Origin of the sequence: Streptomyces sp. CB01201, assembly GCF_002803085.1 — a bacterium.
GTDB classification, from domain to species: Bacteria; Actinomycetota; Actinomycetes; order Streptomycetales; family Streptomycetaceae; genus Streptomyces; species Streptomyces hundungensis.
The window spans coordinates 1-18636 of the sequence record NZ_NNBJ01000015.1 but is presented as its reverse complement, the minus strand read 5'-3'; the positions used below and the strand labels follow the sequence as shown (position 1 = coordinate 18636).

At 72.2% G+C, this 18636-nt stretch carries 16 protein-coding genes; 5 read left to right on the top strand and 11 right to left on the bottom strand.

Annotated elements, in window-relative coordinates; genetic code table 11:
* Positions 1 to 94: 94 nt before the first annotated feature.
* The 11 genes from CG740_RS28000 to CG740_RS27950 form a co-directional block, all read right to left on the bottom strand.
* A complete protein-coding gene (locus CG740_RS28000; protein ID WP_100578070.1) occupies positions 95 to 553 on the bottom strand; it encodes a large conductance mechanosensitive channel protein MscL in 459 nt (152 codons plus the stop codon).
* A gap of 206 nt (positions 554 to 759) precedes the next feature.
* Positions 760 to 2379: an NADH-quinone oxidoreductase subunit N gene (locus tag CG740_RS27995; protein WP_100578069.1), complete on the bottom strand. Its 1620-nt coding sequence runs from the start codon at positions 2377 to 2379 to the stop codon at positions 760 to 762.
* Positions 2376 to 3950 (bottom strand): complex I subunit 4 family protein, encoded by a 1575-nt coding sequence (locus CG740_RS27990; protein ID WP_100578068.1) that lies wholly within the window; start codon positions 3948 to 3950, stop codon positions 2376 to 2378. The genes CG740_RS27995 and CG740_RS27990 overlap by 4 nt, the downstream gene beginning before the upstream one ends.
* Before the next feature lie 3 nt (positions 3951 to 3953).
* Positions 3954 to 5954 carry an NADH-quinone oxidoreductase subunit 5 family protein gene (locus CG740_RS27985; RefSeq protein WP_100578067.1) on the bottom strand — a complete coding sequence of 667 codons (2001 nt, stop codon included), beginning with the start codon at positions 5952 to 5954 and terminating at the stop codon, positions 3954 to 3956.
* Positions 5951 to 6328, bottom strand: a complete 378-nt coding sequence (nuoK, locus tag CG740_RS27980; RefSeq protein ID WP_100578066.1) for an NADH-quinone oxidoreductase subunit NuoK — start codon at positions 6326 to 6328, stop codon at positions 5951 to 5953. Before nuoK ends, CG740_RS27985 begins: the two co-directional genes overlap by 4 nt.
* Entirely contained in the window at positions 6328 to 6990 is a 663-nt protein-coding gene (locus CG740_RS27975) for an NADH-quinone oxidoreductase subunit J family protein (protein WP_234376518.1), read from the bottom strand. Before CG740_RS27975 ends, nuoK begins: the two co-directional genes overlap by 1 nt.
* A complete protein-coding gene (locus tag CG740_RS27970) occupies positions 6987 to 7661 on the bottom strand; it encodes a NuoI/complex I 23 kDa subunit family protein (RefSeq protein ID WP_100578065.1) in 675 nt (224 codons plus the stop codon). The genes CG740_RS27975 and CG740_RS27970 overlap by 4 nt, the downstream gene beginning before the upstream one ends.
* The gene (locus CG740_RS27965) at positions 7661 to 8629 is read right to left on the bottom strand and encodes a complex I subunit 1/NuoH family protein (protein WP_100578064.1); all 969 of its coding nucleotides are present in this window, start codon (positions 8627 to 8629) and stop codon (positions 7661 to 7663) included. The genes CG740_RS27970 and CG740_RS27965 overlap by 1 nt, the downstream gene beginning before the upstream one ends.
* Entirely contained in the window at positions 8622 to 10184 is a 1563-nt protein-coding gene (locus CG740_RS27960; RefSeq protein WP_100578063.1) for an NADH-quinone oxidoreductase subunit C, read from the bottom strand. Before CG740_RS27960 ends, CG740_RS27965 begins: the two co-directional genes overlap by 8 nt.
* Positions 10181 to 10786, bottom strand: coding sequence for an NADH-quinone oxidoreductase subunit B (locus CG740_RS27955; RefSeq protein WP_100578062.1), 606 nt, complete (start codon positions 10784 to 10786; stop codon positions 10181 to 10183). The genes CG740_RS27960 and CG740_RS27955 overlap by 4 nt, the downstream gene beginning before the upstream one ends.
* Positions 10777 to 11160 carry an NADH-quinone oxidoreductase subunit A gene (locus CG740_RS27950; protein ID WP_100578212.1) on the bottom strand — a complete coding sequence of 128 codons (384 nt, stop codon included), beginning with the start codon at positions 11158 to 11160 and terminating at the stop codon, positions 10777 to 10779. The genes CG740_RS27955 and CG740_RS27950 overlap by 10 nt, the downstream gene beginning before the upstream one ends.
* A gap of 225 nt (positions 11161 to 11385) precedes the next feature.
* Between CG740_RS27950 and CG740_RS27945 the strand changes: the two genes are divergently transcribed.
* From CG740_RS27945 to CG740_RS27925, 5 genes are all read left to right on the top strand, one after another.
* Entirely contained in the window at positions 11386 to 12609 is a 1224-nt protein-coding gene (locus CG740_RS27945) for a sensor histidine kinase (RefSeq protein ID WP_100578061.1), read from the top strand.
* Positions 12610 to 12830: 221 nt separating this feature from the next.
* Positions 12831 to 14156 (top strand): sensor histidine kinase, encoded by a 1326-nt coding sequence (locus tag CG740_RS27940; protein WP_100578211.1) that lies wholly within the window; start codon positions 12831 to 12833, stop codon positions 14154 to 14156.
* A 266-nt stretch (positions 14157 to 14422) separates the two neighbouring features.
* Positions 14423 to 15082, top strand: a complete 660-nt coding sequence (locus tag CG740_RS27935; RefSeq protein ID WP_199846606.1) for a response regulator transcription factor — start codon at positions 14423 to 14425, stop codon at positions 15080 to 15082.
* 316 nt (positions 15083 to 15398) lie between these two features.
* Complete coding sequence (locus CG740_RS27930; protein ID WP_100578059.1) at positions 15399 to 17336, top strand: 2-oxoacid:acceptor oxidoreductase subunit alpha; 1938 nt, start codon at positions 15399 to 15401, stop codon at positions 17334 to 17336.
* Positions 17329 to 18393: a 2-oxoacid:ferredoxin oxidoreductase subunit beta gene (locus tag CG740_RS27925; protein ID WP_100578058.1), complete on the top strand. Its 1065-nt coding sequence runs from the start codon at positions 17329 to 17331 to the stop codon at positions 18391 to 18393. The genes CG740_RS27930 and CG740_RS27925 overlap by 8 nt, the downstream gene beginning before the upstream one ends.
* Positions 18394 to 18636: the final 243 nt, after the last annotated feature.

Here is an 18636-nt window from a genome sequence, read left to right as displayed (position 1 = left end):
GTCCAGTGGACCCTCCCGTACTGGTCAACGCCAGGCGGGGGACGCGGGTTCCCTTGTGCGCGCTGGAGGGCGCGTTACGCCGTACGGGGCGGGCTCAGCGCTGCGCGGGCAGCCCGGCCATCTCCAGGGCCGCCTCGTCGGGCTCGATCTCGCTGGTGCAGTACGAGCAGCGGCTGGCGATGCCGGGGATCTGCGAGTAGCAGCGCGGGCAGTCGCGCAGCGCGGCCTTGATGTCGACCGGCTTGTCCTTGCGGTCGAAGCGGGCCTGCACCTTCATCATGGGCACGACGACGATGAAGTACAGCACGGCAGCGGTGATCACGAAGGCGATGGCCGCGCCGACGAACTTGCCGTACGGGAACGTCACGCCCTGGGCGGTGAAGGTCGCCGTGCTGAAGTCGCCGGTCGAGCGGGTCGCCAGGCCGATCAGCGGGGTGATGAACGCGGTGCTGAAGCCCGTGACCACCGCGGTGAACGCCGATCCGACGGCCAGACCGACCGCCATCGTGACTATGTTCCCGCGCAGGATGAAGTCCTTGAACCCGCTCAGCACCGCTCTGCTCCCTGATGTGTCTCGTCTGGATCCGCGCTGTCGTACACGCGTACGCGCCCGGGTGTGCGCGTACGACAGTGCCTGCTCCAGCACCTGCGCACCAAACCGTGCCCTCGCTCCAGGCTCGCCACAACGCGGCGGCGGCCGCAAGAGGGCACGTCGTCTCCGGCACGCCCCGCGCGCGCCCGTGGGCGGGCGCGGGTCCGTCAGAAGAGGGTCACCGAGGCGAAGTGCAGGGCGAGTTGGGGCAGGCCCGACAGGACGACGCCGGCGATCGCGGTGAGCGCGATGGCGACCGCGAGGGGCGCCGGGACGCGGGAGCGTACGGGCCGCACGGGGATCTCGGGGATCTCGGGGATCTCGGAGGTCCCGGCGGTCCCGGCGGTCCCGGCGGTCCCGGAGGGCTCCCCCGCCGCCTCGGACGGCTCGTCGGCGCTCTCCGGCGAGCGGAACAGGATCGCGGTCCAGCGCAGGTAGTAGTACAGGGCGACGACGACGTTGACGGCCATGACGACCGCCAGCCAGCCGAGCCCCGCGTCCACGGCCGCCGAGAACACGGTGACCTTGGCGAACAGGCCGATGATGCCCGGCGGCAGACCGGCCAGGCACAGCAGGAAGAAGGCGAGCGCCAGGGCCGCCAGGGGGCGCTCGGCGTACAGGCCCCGGTAGTCGGTGAGGCGGTTCAGCGGCTTGCCGCGGGCGACCAGGGCGGCCACCGCGAAGGCGCCCAGGTTCACGACGGCGTACATCAGGGCGTACGCGACGGTGGCGCCGACCTTGTCGTCGCCGGAGTACGCGGCGGCCGCGATCGGCACCAGGAGGTAGCCGGCCTGGCCCACCGAGGACCAGGCGAGCAGCCGGACCGCGCTGTGGGCGCGGCTCGCGGCCTGGCGCACGGCGGCCGCGTTGCCGATGGTCATGGTCAGCGCGGCGAGCACCGCGAGCGCCGGACCCCACACGTCGGCGTACGCGGGGAAGGCGATGACGGTCACCAGGATGAGTCCGGAGAAGCCGACTGCCTTGCCGACGACGGACAGATAGGCGGCGACCGGCAGCGGCGCGCCCACATAGGTGTCGGGCACCCAGAAGTGGAAGGGCGCGGCGGCCGTCTTGAAGGCGAAGCCGACCAGGGTCAGCACCACTCCGGTCTCGGCGACCGTGCCCAGCTGACCGGGCACGTCCGCGAGCCTGGTGGCGATCTCCGTGAGGTGCAGGGTGCCGGTGGCCGCGTACACGAAGCTGACGCCGAGCAGCATCACGGCGGTGGCGGTGACCGAGGAGAGGAAGAACTTCAGGGCCGCCTCGGAGGACAGCCGGTCGCCGCGCTTGAGGCCGACCAGCGCGAAGGCCGGCAGCGAGGCGACCTCCAGGGCGACGACGAGGGTGGCCAGGTCGCGGGCGGCGGGCAGCAGGGCCGCGCCGGCCGCCGAGGACAGCAGCAGGAACCAGAACTCGCCCGCCGGGAGCTTCTCCTCGGTGTCCTTCATCGAGAGCAGCGCGGTGAGCAGGGCGCCGCCGAGGACCAGGGCCTGGATGACGAAGGCGAACTGGTCGGCGGTGTAGCTGCACGCGTCCGGGTTGGCGGTCAGGCAGAACGTGGAGCGGCTGCCGGTGCGCAGCGGCACCAGCGCGGCGAGCGCCGCGACCAGGCCCGCGATCGTGATCCAGCCGAGCAGCGGCTTGCGCGCGGGCGGCAGGAACAGATCGGCGAGCAGCACGACCAGGGCCACCGCGGCGGCGATCAGGGGCGGCGCGATCGCGACCCAGTCGACGGACTGGACCAGGCTTGCGGTGCCGGCCGCCGCGGTGGTGACGTCGGGGGTCACGACTTGCCTCCTGCGAGGAGCTTCTGGACGGCCGGGTCGGTCAGGCCGAGGAGGACCGCGGGCCAGAGCCCGGCGAGGACGGTGAGCGCGACGAGCGGGCTCCAGGCGGCGAACTCGTAGCCCTGGATGTCGGCGAGCTGCGGGCCTTCGCTCGGCTTGCCGCCCATGCAGACCCGGCGCACGACGACCAGCAGGTACGCGGCGGTGAGCAGGGTGCCGAGGGCGGCGATCGCCACGAAGGTGAGGAAGGCGGGGCGGCTGAGGCCGGCCGCCGGGTCGAAGGCGCCGAACATCGCGAGCATCTCGCCCCAGAACCCGGCGAGTCCGGGCAGCCCGAGGGAGGCGACGGCCGCGAAGGCGAGGAGCCCGCCCAGGCGTGGCGCCCTGCCGTACAGGGCGGCCCCGGTGGCGCCGGCCAGGGTGTCGAGGTCGGCGGTTCCGTAGCGGTCCTTGAGGGCGCCGACCAGGAAGAACAGCAGGCCCGTGATGAGGCCGTGGGCGATGTTGGCGAACAGCGCGCCGTTCACGCCGGTCGGGGTCATCGAGGCGATGCCGAGCAGCACGAAGCCCATGTGGCCGACGGAGGAGTACGCGATGAGCCGCTTCAGGTCGCCCTTGTTGCCCTGCTTGGCGAGCGCGAGGCAGGCCAGCGAACCGTAGATGATCCCGGCGACGGCGAAGGCGGCCAGATACGGCGCGAAGGTGTGCATGCCGTGCGGGGCGATCGGCAGCACGATGCGCACGAACCCGTACGTGCCCATCTTCAGGAGGACGCCGGCCAGCAGCACCGAGCCGACGGTCGGGGCGGCGGTGTGGGCGTCCGGCAGCCAGCTGTGCAGGGGGAACATCGGGGTCTTGACCGCGAGCCCGATCCCGATCGCCAGAACGGCGATGACCTGCACGGACGTGGTCAGCCCCCGGCCGTTGTCAGTGGCGAGTGCCACCATGTCGAAGGTGCCCGCCTTGAGCCCGATCAGGAGCAGGCCGAGCAGCATGACGACGGAGCCGAGCAGGGTGTAGAGGATGAACTTCCAGGCGGCGGCGGTCCTTTCGGCCCCGCCCCAGCGGGCGATCAGGAAGTACATCGGGATGAGGACCATCTCGAACGCGAGGAAGAACAGCACGAGGTCGAGGACGGCGAAGGTGGCGAGGGTGCCGGACTCCAGGACGAGCAGGAGCGCGACGAACGCCTTCGGGCCGGGGCCGGACGGCATCTTGAAGTAGCTGTACAGCGCGCAGAGGAAGGTCAGCAGCGCGGTCAGGACGAGGAGGGGGAGGGAGATGCCGTCGATGCCGAGGTGGAGGTGGATGTTCAGCGCCGGGATCCACTGGATGTCCGTCGTGGCCTGCATCTTCGACGGATGGCCGCGGTCGAAGCCGAGCGCGAGGACGATCGCGGCGACCAGGATCACGCCGGTCACGGTCACGCCGTGGCGGAGCACGGCCTGGTCGGGGCTCCTGCCCCGGAGCCCGGGCGGGGCGGGGAGCAGGGCGGCGACGGCGCCGATGAGGGGGACGACGACGATGAACGCCAGAAGGAACTGCATCACGGACTCGCTGATATCGATCACGGCTCAGGACCCCGCGGTGACGTTGGCAAGGACGACCACGGCGGCCGCCAGGACGAGTGAGCCGGCCAGCAGCGCGCTGAGGTAGCTCTGCACATTGCCGTTCTGCGCCCGGCGCACGGCCCGGCCGAGCCAGCGCGGCCCCGCGCCCGCAGCGCGCACATACGTCTCGACGACCTCCCGGTCCAGGAAGCGGACCAGCCCGGCCGCGGCCAGGACGGGGCGGACGAACAGGGCGGAGTAGACGGCGTCCAGGTGGAAGCCGGTGGCCGCGTGGCGGTGCAGCGGGCCGAGCAGGAGACGGCCCGGGTCGGCCGGGTCGGGGGCGGAGGCGATGGAGCCGTAGACCTCGGTGTGGCTGGCGATGGCCTCCTCCTCGACGAGGCTTCCGTCGCCCTCGGGGTGGGCGGCGACGGCGCCCATCGGGGTGCGGGCGGCCAGGGCCGAGGTGTGGCGCCAGGCCGCGTAGGTGACCAGGCCGCCGACCAGGGCGACGCCCGTGGACAGGACGGCGGTGGTGACGGACGGGGTGAGCGCGCGCCCGTCGAACCAGTCGCCGAGGTAGCCGGCGGTGAGACCGAAACCGATGGAGGGGATGGCGAGCACCCACAGGACGGCGTTCATGACGAACGGCTGACGACCGTGGTCGGGGGCCTCCGCTCCCCTGCCGCGGAAGGCGAGCAGCCACAGGCGGGTCGCGTACGCGGCGGTCAGGAGGGCGGTGAGGAGCCCGGCGATCAGCACGGTCCAGCCGGCGCCGGACGGGGCGATCTGGCTCTCGCCGAGCGCGGTGTGCTCGGCGGCGGACAGGACGGCCTCCTTGGAGAAGAAGCCGGCGAAGGGCGGGATCGCGGCGAGCGCGAGCAGGGCGACGGTCATCGTCCAGTACGCGTCGGGGATGCGCTTGGCCAGGCCGTCCATGCGGGACATGGCGGTCAGGGAGTTGGTGCCGGCCGCGTGGATGACCACGCCGGCGGCGAGGAAGAGCAGCGCCTTGAAGGCGCCGTGCGACAGGAGGTGGAAGACGGCGGCGCCGCGGTCGCCGACGGCCAGGGCGCCCGACAGATAGCCGAGCTGGCCGATGGTCGAGTACGCGAGGACGCGCTTGATGTCGTCCTGGGCGAGCGCGGCGAGGCCCGAGCCGACCATGGTGATCGCGGCCATCACGGCGAGCACGGTCATCGCGGCGGCGGACGCGGCGAACACGGGCAGCAGCCGGGCCACGAAGTAGATGCCGGCGGCGACCATCGTCGCCGCGTGGATCAGCGCGGAGACCGGGGTCGGGCCGGCCATCGCGTCGGGCAGCCAGGTGTGCAGCGGGAACTGGGCGGACTTGCCGGCCACGCCCGCGAGCAGCAGCAGGGCGATGAGGGTGGGGTGCCCGATGCCGCCGGTCAGGGCGGCCTGGACGACGCCGGTGATCCGGAACGCGCCGGCGTCGGTGGCGAGCGCGAACAGACCGATGAGGAAGGGGACGTCGCCGAGCTTGGTGACCAGGAAGGCCTTCAGCGAGGCGGCCCGCGCCTCGGGAGTCTCCCAGTAGTGGCCGACCAGGAAGTACGAGCAGATGCCCATGATCTCCCAGCCGACCAGGAGCACCATCAGGTCGCCGGAGTAGACGACGAGCAGCATCGCGGAGGTGAAGAGCGAGACGAGTGCGGCGTACGAGGTGTAGCGCGGGTCGTCGCGCAGATAGCCCGTGGAGTAGAGCTGGACGCAGGTGGCGACCAGGCCGACCAGGACGGCGACGAGGACCGCGAACCCGTCCAGGTGGAGGGCGAGTTCGATCGGCACCGAGCCGGTCGGGGTGAGCCGGGTGGCCGCGTCGATCGCCTTGCCGCCGCCTTGGTCCACGGCGACGACGACGGCGAGGACGAACGCGGCGAACGTCGGCAGCACGGCGAGCGGGCGGACGAAGCCGGGCGCGCGGCGGCCGAGCAGCAGGCCGGCCGCGGCGCCCAGGAACGGAAGGAGCGGAACGAGGACGGCGAGGGTCGTGGTGGTCACGCGGCGGCCTCAGCCTTCTGTGCCGGGGCGGCGGGGTCTTCGGGACCTTCGGGGTCGGCCGGGTCGGGGCCCTCGGCGGTGTCGCGGAGCCGGTCGATGTCGGAGCTGCCGCGATTGCGGTACACCGCGAGCACGATCGCGAGGCCGATGCCGATCTCGGCGGCGGCGATGGCGATGGTGAACAGGGTGAGCGCCTGGCCGCCGTGGAGGGTGTCGCGCAGCCAGACGTCGAAGGCGACGAGGTTGAGGTTGACGGCGTTGAGCATCAGCTCGACGGACATCAGGACCAGGATCGCGTTGCGCCGCGCGAGCACACCGTAGAGCCCGGTGCAGAACAGGAGGACGGCGAGCACGGCGGGATAGGCGAGGTGCATCAGCGCGACTCCGTCTCAGGTGGGGCGGCGGCGGAGGGCTCACCGGGGGCGGCTGCGGAGCGCCCACCGGGGGCGGCTGCGGCCGAGGCTTCACCGGGGGTGTCATCGGGGGCGCTCTTGCGGGACAGCACGATCGCGCCGACAAGGGCGGCCAGGAGCAGTACGGACAGCGCCTCGAAAGGCAGCACCCAGTGCCGGAAGAGGATCTCGCCGGACACCTTGGTGGAGCCCTGGGCCGGTCCGTCGAGGTCGATCCAGCTGGTGCGGAAGGCGTCCACGACGACCCAGACCAGGGTCCCGGCGGCGGCGACGGCCACGGTCAGGGCCACCCAGCGGTTGCCCGAATCGGCGTCCGGGGAGCGGCCGATGGGGGCCTTGGTGAGCATCAGGCCGAACAGGAGGAGCACGACGATCGAACCGACGTAGATGAGGACCTGCACCCAGGCGATGAACTCGGCCGTGAGCAGCAGGTATTCGACGGCCAGGCCGCCGAGCGCCACGACCAGCCACAGCGCGGCGTGCACCAGCTGCCGGGTTGTGACGGTCATGACGGCCGCGCCGAGGGTGGCGATGCCGACCAGGAGGAAGGCGATCTCGACGCCACTCGGCGACAGGAAGCCCTGCGGTGCGGTGAGCGCCGCCTGGGCGAGGGTCGCGCTCATGCCCGGCCTCCCTCGGGGCCGGAGTCCGGGGTCGCCGGGTTCGGGGACGCGGCGTCCGGGGTGGCCGGGTCCGGGGTGGCCGGGTCCGGGGTGGCCGGGTCCGGGGTGGCCGAAGCGGCCGCCTGCGCGGCGGCCAGCTTGTCGGCGGCCTTGCGGGCGGCGGCGACCTCCTTCGGCTCCTCGGCGCCGGGGTCGAGCGCGGGCGGGGCCGGCACCGTCCACATCCACTCGCGCAGCTTGTCGCGCTCGTGGGTGAGTTCGTGGATGTCCGTCTCCGCGTACTCGAACTCCGGCGACCAGAACAGCGCGTCGAAGGGGCACACCTCGATGCAGATGCCGCAGTACATGCAGAGCGAGAAGTCGATGGCGAAGCGGTCGAGGACATTGCGGCTGCGTTCGCGGCCGCCCTCGACGGCGGCGGGCACCGTCTCCTTGTGGGAGTCGATGTAGATGCACCAGTCGGGGCACTCGCGGGCGCACAGCATGCAGACCGTGCAGTTCTCCTCGAACAGGCCGATCACGCCCCGGCTGCGGGGCGGTAGTTCGGGCTGGACGTCGGGGTACTGCGCAGTGACGGTCTTCTTCGTCATCGTGCGGAGCGTGACGGCGAGGCCCTTGGCGAGGCCCGAACCAGGGATCCGGGGCCGGGTGGGCGGGAGAGACTCAGACATCAGCTGATCGCCACCTTCACGATGCCGGTGAGCGCGATCTGGGCGAGCGCGAGCGGGATGAGCGTGGTCCAGGCGAGCTTCTGCAACTGGTCCTCGCGGAGGCGGGGGTAGCTGACCCGGAGCCAGATCACGACGAAGGCGAGCACGGCCGTCTTGAGCAGGGTCCAGACCCAGCCGAGGCCGTCCGCGCCCCACGGGCCGTGCCAGCCGCCCAGGAACAGGACGGTGGTCAGGCCGCACAGGACGACGATGCCGGCGTACTCGGCGAGCAGGAACAGCGCGAAGCGCAGGCCCGTGTACTCGGTGTACGCACCGAAGATGATCTCGGAGTCGGCGACGGGCATGTCGAACGGCGGGCGCTGGAGTTCGGCGAGGCCCGCGACGAAGAAGACCAGGGCGCCGACGATCTGCCAGGGCAGCCACCACCAGTGGAAGGCGTTGAGGATGCCGGGCAGCGAGACCGTGCCGGCCGCCATCGCCACGGAGGCGGCGGCGAGCAGCATCGGCAGTTCGTACGCGAGCAGCTGGGCCGCGGTGCGCAGTCCGCCGAGCAGGGAGAACTTGTTGGCCGATGCCCAGCCCGCCATCAGCGAGCCGAGCACGCCCACGCCCATCACGGCGAGCACGAAGAAGATGCCCGCGTCGACGACCTGGCCGACCGCGCCCTCGCTCGGGCCGATCGGCACGGCGACGAGGACGAGGAGGTAGGGCAACAGGGCGACGGCAGGGGCGAGTTGGAAGATGCGCCGGTCGGCGGCCGCCGGGACGACGTCCTCCTTCTGGGCGAACTTCACGCCGTCCGCGACGAGTTGGGCCCAGCCGTGGAAGCCACCCGCGTACATGGGGCCGAGCCGGCCCTGCATGTGCGCCATCACCTTGTGCTCGGTCTGCCCGACGACGAGGGGGAGGACCAGGAACACGACGAAGACGACGACAAGCCGGACGGCGACGTCGAGTGCGTCATTCACGCGGGTCGCCTCCGGCGGGGTCGGTGGGTTCGGCTGGGTCGGTGGGTTCGGCGCTGGAGTCGACGTCGGGGTCGGCGGGGCCGTTGGGTTCCGGCTCTTCGGTTCCGGGGGCCGGGGCGGGCTTCGCGGCCGGCTCCTCCTCGTCGAAGGCGGGTTTCGGGCTGTGCCAGGGGGCGTCCGAGCTGCGCGTACGGGGCGGAGCGGCGGCCCGCTTCTGCGTGTCCGCGCCCTGCTGCGAGGCGGAGCCCTCACTGGCACTGCGGCTCCGCCGGGGGCGGGCGGCCGGGCTTTCCGGGGCCTCGCGAGTGGGCGGAGCTTCCGGGGTCCCGGGGCCGACCGGGCTCTCCTGCGCCTCGGGGGCGTCGGGAGTTGCCGGGGTCTCGGGCGCACCGGGCCCCGTCGGGGCGGCGGGCGCTTCGGGGGCAGCGGGGGCCACAGGGGTTTCCGGGGCGGCCGGGCCGGCGGGGCCCTCCGAACGTACCGGGGTCCCCGGGGCGTCCGGGGTGGCCGGGGCGTCCGGGTTGCCCGGCCCCGCCGGAGCCTCCGGCGGGGCCGGGCTTTTCGGAGCAGCCGGTGTCCCCTGGCCGTCCGGGCCCTCCGGAGCCGTCTGCGACGCCGAGCCCTCGCTCGCCGTGCGGGCCCGCCTCGGGCGTACGGCAGGGGCCTCCGAAGGCGTGGGCTCCGCAGTCGCGGCACCCTCCGTGACGGCCGGGGCGGCCGTCTGCGACGCCGAGCCCTCGCTCGCCGTGCGGGCCCGCCTCGGGCGTACCGCAGGGGCCTCCGAAGGCGTGGGCTCCGCAGTCGCGGCACCCTCCGTGACGGCCGGGGCGGCCGACTGCGAAGCCGAGCCCTCCGACACGCTTCGGGCGCGCCGCACCGGGCGGTCGCCCGCGGCCCGGGCCGGGCGTTCGGCGCCGGCCGCGCCCGCCGCACGCGGGGTGCGGGCGGGACGGGCCGGGGCCGGAGGGAGCTGGCCCTTCAGGGGGCCCCATTCGTTCGGGTCGGGGACGCCGGGCGGGAGCATCTGACGGCGCTTGGGCCCGCCGTGCGCCGTCCCCGCCGCGGGCTCCCCCGGCTCCTTCGCGCCGGGCCACGCCTTGGCGACGCGGGCCGCGAGGACGAAGTCCTTGCGCAGGGGGTGGCCCTCGAAGTTCTCGGGGAGGAGCAGCGGGACCAGGTGCGGATGGTCGCTGAAGTCCACGCCGAACATCTCGTGGGTCTCGCGCTCGTGCCAGGCCGCGCCCGCGTAGACGTCGATGGCGGAGGGCAGCACCGGAGCCGAGTGCGGCACGGTCGTGCGCACGAGCAGACGGCGGACCCGGCCCTCGCCGAGCGAGACGACATGCGCGCAGACCCGGAAGCCCGTGCCGGGCTCGTCGACCGCGCTCAGCCAGTCGAAGTAGGTGCAGCCCAGCTTGTCGCGGGCGATTTCGAGCGCGGCGATCCACGATCCCGCGGGCACGTCGACGGTGAGCAGCCCGTAGGCCTCCTCCGCCGTGGCCTCCGCGCCGAAGACGTCCGCAACGCCGTCGGGCAGGCTGTCGTACGCGGTCACGCCCGGTCCTCCCCCGGGGTCGGCGGGGCCGTGACGAGCCCGCTGGTCAGCTGGGCCGGGGTGGCCGCGTTCGCGTACCGCTCGCCGAGCGACTCGCGGGCGATCTTCTCCTGGAGCTTGAGGATGCCCTGGAGCAGCGCCTCGGGCCGGGGCGGGCAGCCGGGCACGTACACGTCGACCGGGATGATCTGGTCCACGCCCTTGGTCACCGAGTACGAATCCCAGTAGGGGCCGCCGCAGTTGGAGCAGGCGCCGAAGGAGATGACGTACTTGGGCTCGGGCATCTGCTCGTAGAGCCGCTTGACCGCGGGCGCCATCTTGTCCGTCACCGTGCCGGAGACGATCATGAGGTCGGCCTGGCGCGGTCCGGGCGCGAAGGGGATCACGCCGAGCCGGATGAAGTCGTGGCGGGCCATGGAGGCCGCGATGAACTCGATCGCGCAGCAGGCGAGGCCGAAGTTGAAGACCCAGAGGCTGTAGCGGCGGCCCCAGTTGAGGACCACCTTCATCGGCTCGGGGGCCAGGCGCGAGAGCACGCCCAGCTTCTTCGGCTCGGGCAGCAGCACGGGCTGCGACGCGGGTCCGGGAGTCGTCACGTCCATTCCAGGACGCCCTTCTTCCATGCGTAGAGCAGTCCCACGGCCAGGAAGCCGAGGAAGATGAACATCTCGACGAGGGTGGTCGCGCCGTAGCCGGGGGCCGCGAAGACGGTCGCCCAGGGGAAGAGGAAGATCGAGTCCACGGCGAAGATCACGTACAGGAAGGCGTAGACGTAGTAGCGGACCTGGGTGTGCGCCCAGCCCTCGCCCACCGGGTCGACGCCGCACTCGTAGGTGAGGAGTTTCTCCGGCGTCGGCACCACGGGCCGCAGCAGCCGCCCGGCCCCGAAGGCCACGGCGACGAACAGCACGCCGACGACGGCGAGCAGGCCCACGACCGCATAGCTGTGGAAGTAGTCGGCAGCCAACACCGGCATCTGGCGCACGGTCGGTTCCGGCACGTCGCGCCCCTCGCTCCCTGGCCTCGATGATCTCGTCGCGCCCTGTTCGACGCTGTGTACGGACGGGAGTCTAGGCCCTGCTAAGGGGGCCCTTCGCAGGCGCGTCTCACGGGGTGGGCCGCCGGGGTGGGGTTTTCCCCCGCACAAGGAGGGTGCGGCACCCCATGGCGCCGCCGATCTCCGCCCGGCAGGCTTGGCACCATGACCAGGACCCCCCGCGAGCAGCAGCGGTACGCAGCAGAACAGCCGGGCGCGGCCACCGGCGACGAGAAGACCGCTCCGCCCGTCGTGCGGTTCGCCTACGAGCGGCACACCTGGAAGGAGATCGCGCATCTCCTCGCCGACTTCCCGATGGCCCTGATCGGCTTCGTCTACGTGGTCGTGATGGTCGCCCTCGGGCTCGGTCTCTCCGTCACCGTGATCGGTCTTCCGCTGCTCGCCGTGGGACTGCTCGGCGCACGCCAGCTCGGCAAGGCCGAACGGGCGCGGGCCCGGGCCCTGTTGGGGGTGCACGTCGAGGAGCCCACCCCGATCCCGGCGCGCCCGAGCAGGCACGGCGGCTTCTTCCCCTGGCTGTGGACGAGCCTGCGCGACCCGGTGGCCTGGCGCAATGTGCTGTACGAGTTCGTGCGGCTGCCCTGGGGGATCCTGACCTTCACGGTGACGCTGGTCTCGCTGTTCGTGGCGTGGCCGCTGCTCGGCTTCGTCGCGCGGGGGCTGACCAACGCGGACCGGATGATGGTGCGCGCCCTGCTCTCCCCGTCGGACAGCCTGGAGCGGCGGATCGCGGAGCTGGAGTCCGACCGGGGCGTGGTCGTCGACACGGCGGCGGCGGACCTGCGCCGGATCGAGCGCGATCTGCACGACGGGGCGCAGGCCCGCCTGGTCGCCCTCGCCATGGGCCTCGGCCTGGCGAAGGAGAAGCTCCTGGAAGACCCGGACACGGCGGCCGCGATGGTCGACGAGGCGCACGGCGAAGTGAAGCTGGCCCTCCAGGAGCTGCGCGACCTGGCCCGCGGCATCCACCCCGCGGTCCTCACCGACCGTGGTCTCGACGCCGCCCTCTCCGCCATCGCGACACGCTGCACGGTCCCGGTCAAGGTCGCCGTCGACCTGCCCGGACGGCCCGCGCCCGCCATCGAGGGCATCGCGTACTTCACGGTCTCCGAGCTGCTCCAGAACGTCAGCAAGCACAGCCGGGCCCGGGCCGCGTCGGTCGAGGTGTGGCGCAGCGGGGACCGGCTGCTCATCCAGGTCGAGGACGACGGGGTGGGCGGAGCCCGGCTCGACGGCGGTTCCGGCATGGCGGGGCTGGCCGAGCGGCTCGGCGCGGTGGACGGCCTGTTCGTCCTCGATTCGCCGGCCGGCGGCCCGACGGCCGTGACCGCCGAGCTGCCATGGCGCGACCGGGGCCCGCAGGACTGACGGGGCCCCGCAGAACCGGCGCCGGGCCCCGCGGGACCGGCCGGGGCCCTGGAGCGCCCTCGGGAGCGCCCTGGGGTCCCGGGGTAGGGAAAACCCCCGGTCGAAGAGGGTGACCGGCTCCATGGCCGGGGGCGCCCGCGCAGGACAGGCTGGAGGTCACAGGGGGCGGCGCGCAGTCGGCGTGCACGCGGCACACGGAACGGACGGACGGGACGATGACCATGGACACCGAGTACGGGTACGGCGTGGCGCGCTCCCCCGAGCACCGGCGGCACCTCCTTCCGCCGGTGCTGCGGGCGCCGTTCGAGGGCCGCACCTTCCGCGAGTTCGGCTATCTGCTGCTGAGCCTGCCGATCAGCGTCGTGCTGTTCTGCTGGGCCGTGCCCATGGTGTCGGCGAGCGCCGGGCTCCTGATCACCTTCATCGGCATCCCGCTGATGGCGGTGGCCCTGATGGGCTGCCGGGGGCTCGGCATGCTTGAGCGGGCCCGGGCGCGGGCGCTGCTCGGGGTCGAGATCGACGAGCCGCGGCCGGTGCGCTCGCGCGGCGGCCTCATGGCGTGGATCGGCGGAGTCCTCAAGAGCGGTGTCTCCTGGCGCCACTTGATCTACGCGGTGCTCCACTTCCCCTGGGCGGTCTTCGCCTTCTGCACGGCGCTGCCGCTCTGGCTGACCGGCTGGGCGCTGTTCAGCTACCCGCTGTGGCGCTGGGTGTTCCCGATGTACGCCGGGCAGGCCGGACTCCAGCTGTACGGCGACGACCACCACGACGTGTACCTGGACACGCCGTTCGAGATCGGCCTGACCGCAGCCGCGGGCCTGCTGATCACGCTGGCCGTGCCGTGGCTGATCCGCGGCCTCACGGCGGTGGACCGGGTGATGGTCGTCGGGCTGCTCGGCCCCTCGCGCCTGGAGGAGCGGGTCACCGAGCTGGAGTCGGACCGCGGCGTGGTCGTGGACACCTCGGCCGCCGATCTGCGCCGCATCGAGCGCGATCTGCACGACGGGGCGCAGGCCCGCCTGGTCGCCCTCGCCATGGACCTCGGCCTCGCCAAGGAGAAGCTGACCGAGGACCCGCAGACGGCGGCCCGCATGGTCGACGAGGCGCACGGCGAGGTGAAGGTCGCCCTCCAGGAGCTGCGCGACCTGGCCCGCGGCATCCACCCCGCGGTCCTCACCGACCGGGGCCTGGACGCGGCCCTCTCCGCCGTCGCGTCCCGCTGCACGGTGCCGGTCCGGGTCGAGGTGGACCTGCCGGGCCGACCGGTTCCGGCCATTGAGGGCATCGCGTACTTCACCGTCTCCGAACTCCTCCAGAACGTCAGCAAGCACAGCGGCGCGAGCCGGGCCACGGTGGACGTCTGGCAGGCCGGCGAGCGTCTGATGCTCCAGGTCGTCGACAACGGGCGCGGGGGTGCGGACGCTTCGGCGGGTTCCGGCCTCGCGGGCCTCGCCGATCGGCTCGACGCGGTGGACGGCGTCCTCGCCGTGGACTCCCCGCCCGGCGGCCCGACGGCCATCACCGCCGAACTTCCCTGGCGCTCATAGGAGTTGAGCCACCGTCCGGGCGCGTCCCCGGCCGCGTACCGGACGCGCCCCACGCCCCGGACGACACGCCGGCACCCGGTACCACCCCCTGGCCCGTAAACCTCGGGTCAGGGGGTTTTTGCCTGGCGGGCGCGGTTTCGCGGCCGGATGCTGAGATGCTGGACGGCACAACGTCACGGCTTGCACGGAGCTGTGCGGCGCGCGCCCGACGGCGCGGGCCTGGGGAGCCGACAGAGCACGGGGGCTGTGGAGTCGTGGAGGACAGGGTGCGGGTGGTCATCGCCGAGGACTCGGTACTGCTTCGGGAGGGCCTGACCCGCCTGCTGACCGACCGGGGGCACGAGGTCGTCGCGGGCGTGGGCGACGGGGTGGCGCTGGTCAAGACCGTGGGGGAACTCGCCGACCAGGGCGCGCTGCCCGATGTGGTGGTGGCGGACGTACGAATGCCGCCGACGCACACCGACGAGGGCGTGCGCGCGGCGGTCCAGCTGCGCGCGCTGTACCCGGACATCGGCGTCCTGGTGCTGAGCCAGTACGTGGAGGAGCAGTACGCGACCGAGCTGCTCGCCGGGTCGAGCCGGGGCGTCGGCTATCTCCTGAAGGACCGGGTGGCCGAGGTCAGGGAGTTCGTCGAGGCCGTGGTGCGGGTCGCCCGGGGCGGCACCGCCCTCGACCCGGAGGTCGTGGCGCAGCTCCTGGGGCGCAGCCGCAAGCAGGACGTGCTGGCCAATCTGACGCCGCGCGAGCGGGAGGTCCTAGGACTCATGGCCGAGGGCCGGACCAACTCGGCGATCGCCAAGCAATTGGTGGTCAGCGACGGCGCGGTCGAGAAGCACGTCAGCAACATCTTCCTGAAACTGGGACTCTCGCCGAGTGACGGGGATCACCGCCGCGTTCTCGCGGTCCTGACCTATATCAATTCATGACCGGGTGTCACCCTGGCGAGGATCGGGCGGGCCACGACCGCCGGGGCCGCATTCCGGTCGCCGGGCCGGACTGACACCCCGCCCGCGGGGCTCCCGTCACGGCGGGACCTACAACCAAAGAAGGATGGCCGGGCGACTCAGCAGAAGGGCCGGGGGGCGAACAAAGAGTGGCAATTCAGGGCAATAAGGCGTCTCAAAAGAGCGTCCAACATATGAGCGGTCCAGGGAAGGCGACCCTTACCGACGTAGGGTGGGCCTTGGCGCTACCGGTCGGCCGGATGCGCCCGAGCAGCCCGCCCGAGGGAGGTCCAGTTCAGTGACCAGCCAGGTCAGTAGCCCAGCCGAGCAGGCAGACGGACCCGATGAGGCCGTCGTCGGGGAGCAGCGCAAGCCAGCCGGCGAGAAGGAAGTCCGGCGACTCGACCGGGTCATCATCCGCTTCGCGGGTGACTCGGGTGACGGTATGCAGCTCACCGGTGACCGGTTCACGTCGGAGACCGCGTCGTTCGGAAACGACTTGTCGACGCTGCCGAACTTCCCGGCCGAGATCCGGGCACCTGCCGGAACGCTTCCCGGTGTGTCGAGCTTTCAGCTGCATTTCGCCGATCACGACATCCTGACCCCGGGCGACGCGCCGAACGTGCTGGTCGCGATGAACCCGGCGGCGCTGAAGGCCAACCTGGCGGATGTGCCGCGGGGCGCCGAGATCATCGTCAACACGGACGAGTTCGCGAAGCGGGCCATGGCGAAGGTCGGCTACGACACCTCGCCCCTTGAGGACGGCTCGCTGTCCGCGTACAACGTGCATCCGGTGCCGCTGACGACGCTGACGATCGAGGCGCTCAAGGAGTTCGGCCTCTCCCGCAAGGAGGCCGAGCGGTCGAAGAACATGTTCGCGCTCGGCCTGCTGTCGTGGATGTACCACCGGCCGACCGAGGGCACCGAGAAGTTCCTGCGCTCGAAGTTCGCGAAGAAGCCCGCGATCGCCGAGGCCAACGTGGCGGCGTTCCGCGCGGGCTGGAACTTCGGCGAGACGACCGAGGACTTCGCCGTCTCCTACGAGGTCGCCCCCGCGACCCAGGCCTTCCCGGCCGGGACCTACCGCAACATCTCGGGGAACCTGGCCCTGTCCTACGGACTGATCGCGGCGGCCCAACAGGCCGATCTGCCGCTGTACTTGGGCTCGTACCCGATCACTCCGGCCTCCGACATCCTGCACGAGCTGTCCCGGCACAAGAACTTCGGCGTGCGCACCTTCCAGGCCGAGGACGAGATCGCCGGGATCGGCGCGGCGCTCGGCGCGGCCTTCGGCGGCTCGCTCGCGGTGACGACGACGTCCGGCCCGGGCGTGGCCCTGAAGTCCGAGGCGATCGGCCTCGCCGTCTCGCTCGAACTGCCGCTGCTCGTCGTGGACATCCAGCGCGGCGGGCCTTCGACGGGCCTGCCGACCAAGACCGAGCAGGCCGACCTGCTCCAGGCGATGTACGGGCGCAACGGCGAGGCCCCGGTGCCGGTGGTCGCGCCGAAGACCCCGGCGGACTGCTTCGACGCGGCCCTGGACGCGGCGCGCATCGCCCTGACCTACCGCACCCCGGTGTTCCTGCTCTCCGACGGCTACCTCGCCAACGGCTCCGAGCCGTGGCGGGTGCCGGATCTCGACGAACTCCCGGACCTGCGCGTCCAGTTCGCGAGCGGGCCGAACCACACGCTGGCCGACGGCACCGAGGTGTTCTGGCCCTACAAGCGCGACCCCCAGACCCTGGCCCGCCCGTGGGCGGTACCGGGCACGCCGGGGCTTGAGCACCGGATCGGCGGCATCGAGAAGCAGGACGGCACGGGCAACATCTCCTACGACCCGGCCAACCACGACTTCATGGTCCGCACCCGCCAGGCCAAGATCGACGGCGTCGAGGTCCCCGACCTGACCGTGGACGACCCCGACGGCGCCCGCACCCTGGTGCTCGGCTGGGGCTCCACCTACGGTCCGATCACCGCGGCCGTACGCCGGCTGCGGGCGGCCGGCGAGCCGATCGCGCAGGCCCATCTGCGCCACCTCAACCCGTTCCCGAAGAACCTCGGCGACATCCTGGCGCGCTACGACAAGGTCGTCGTGCCGGAGATGAACCTCGGTCAGCTCGCCACCCTGATCCGCGCCAAGTACCTGGTCGACGCCCACTCCTACAACCAGGTCAACGGCATGCCGTTCAAGGCCGAGCAGCTCGCCACCGCTCTCAAGGAGGCCATCCATGCCTGACGCTCACGCCAACGAGCTGCTGCAACTGGTCCCCAAGGCCGAGGCCAAGCAGTCCATGAAGGACTTCAAGTCGGACCAGGAGGTCCGCTGGTGTCCGGGCTGCGGCGACTACGCGGTCCTGGCCGCCGTGCAGGGCTTCATGCCCGAGCTCGGCCTGGCCAAGGAGAACATCGTCTTCGTCTCCGGCATCGGCTGCTCCTCCCGCTTCCCGTACTACATGAACACCTACGGGATGCACTCCATCCACGGCCGCGCCCCGGCCATCGCGACCGGACTCGCCTCCTCGCGGCGGGACTTGAGCGTGTGGGTGGTCACCGGTGACGGCGACGCCCTGTCCATCGGCGGCAACCACCTCATCCACGCGCTGCGCCGCAACGTCAACTTGAAGATCCTGCTGTTCAACAACCGGATCTACGGCCTGACCAAGGGCCAGTACTCGCCGACCTCCGAGGTCGGCAAGATCACCAAGTCGACGCCGATGGGTTCCCTGGACGCCCCGTTCAACCCGGTCTCCCTGGCGATCGGCGCCGAGGCCTCCTTCGTGGCCCGTACCGTCGACTCCGACCGCAAGCACCTCACCGAGGTGCTGAGGCAGGCGGCCGAGCACCCCGGTACCGCCCTGGTGGAGATCTACCAGAACTGCAACATCTTCAACGACGGCGCCTTCGAGGTCCTCAAGGACAAGGACCAGGCCGAGGAAGCCGTCATCCGGCTCGAACACGGGCAGCAGATCCGCTTCGGCGCGGACCGGGCCAAGGGCGTCGTCCGCGACGCGGCCACCGGTGACCTCGCGGTCGTCCCGGTCACGCCGGAGAACGAGGCCGACATCCTGGTCCACGACGCCCACCAGGCCTCGCCGACCACGGCGTTCGCGCTGTCGCGGCTCGCCGACCCGGACACCCTGCACCACACCCCGATCGGGGTGTTCCGCTCGGTCGAGCGGCCGGTCTACGACACCCTCATGTCCGACCAGCTCGACACCGCCATCGAGCAGAACGGCAAGGGCGACCTCGGCTCCCTGCTCGCCGGCAAGGACACCTGGACCGTGGTCGGCTGATCCGGCGGAGCAATGACGAAGCCGGGTGCCCGGCCGCGAGTCCCCACGGACCCCGGCCGGGCACCCGGCTTCGTCGTGCCCGGGGCCTGTCCGGCGGATCCGGTCGCCGCCGAGCGGCCTCTGCTGCGTGGTGCCGGTGGGCGTGCCAGGCCCCGCGTCCCAGACCGGATCCGCCGGACAGGCCCTAGGGGGTGTCCGGAAAGTCATGGGAGCCAGAGCCGCAGGCAGGCGAGGGTGACCATG

Bases quoted from the DNA above. Each gene is read 5' to 3' on its own strand.
- nuoK (WP_100578066.1), bottom strand. From the start codon at position 6,328: ATGCACCTCGCCTATCCCGCCGTGCTCGCCGTCCTCCTGTTCTGCACC.
- CG740_RS27975 (WP_234376518.1), bottom strand. From the start codon at position 6,990: ATGAGCGCGACCCTCGCCCAGGCGGCGCTCACCGCACCGCAGGGCTTC.
- CG740_RS27970 (WP_100578065.1), bottom strand. From the start codon at position 7,661: ATGTCTGAGTCTCTCCCGCCCACCCGGCCCCGGATCCCTGGTTCGGGC.
- CG740_RS27955 (WP_100578062.1), bottom strand. From the start codon at position 10,786: ATGGACGTGACGACTCCCGGACCCGCGTCGCAGCCCGTGCTGCTGCCC.
- CG740_RS27950 (WP_100578212.1), bottom strand. From the start codon at position 11,160: ATGCCGGTGTTGGCTGCCGACTACTTCCACAGCTATGCGGTCGTGGGC.
- CG740_RS27945 (WP_100578061.1), top strand. From the start codon at position 11,386: ATGACCAGGACCCCCCGCGAGCAGCAGCGGTACGCAGCAGAACAGCCG.
- CG740_RS27940 (WP_100578211.1), top strand. From the start codon at position 12,831: ATGGACACCGAGTACGGGTACGGCGTGGCGCGCTCCCCCGAGCACCGG.
- CG740_RS27925 (WP_100578058.1), top strand. From the start codon at position 17,329: ATGCCTGACGCTCACGCCAACGAGCTGCTGCAACTGGTCCCCAAGGCC.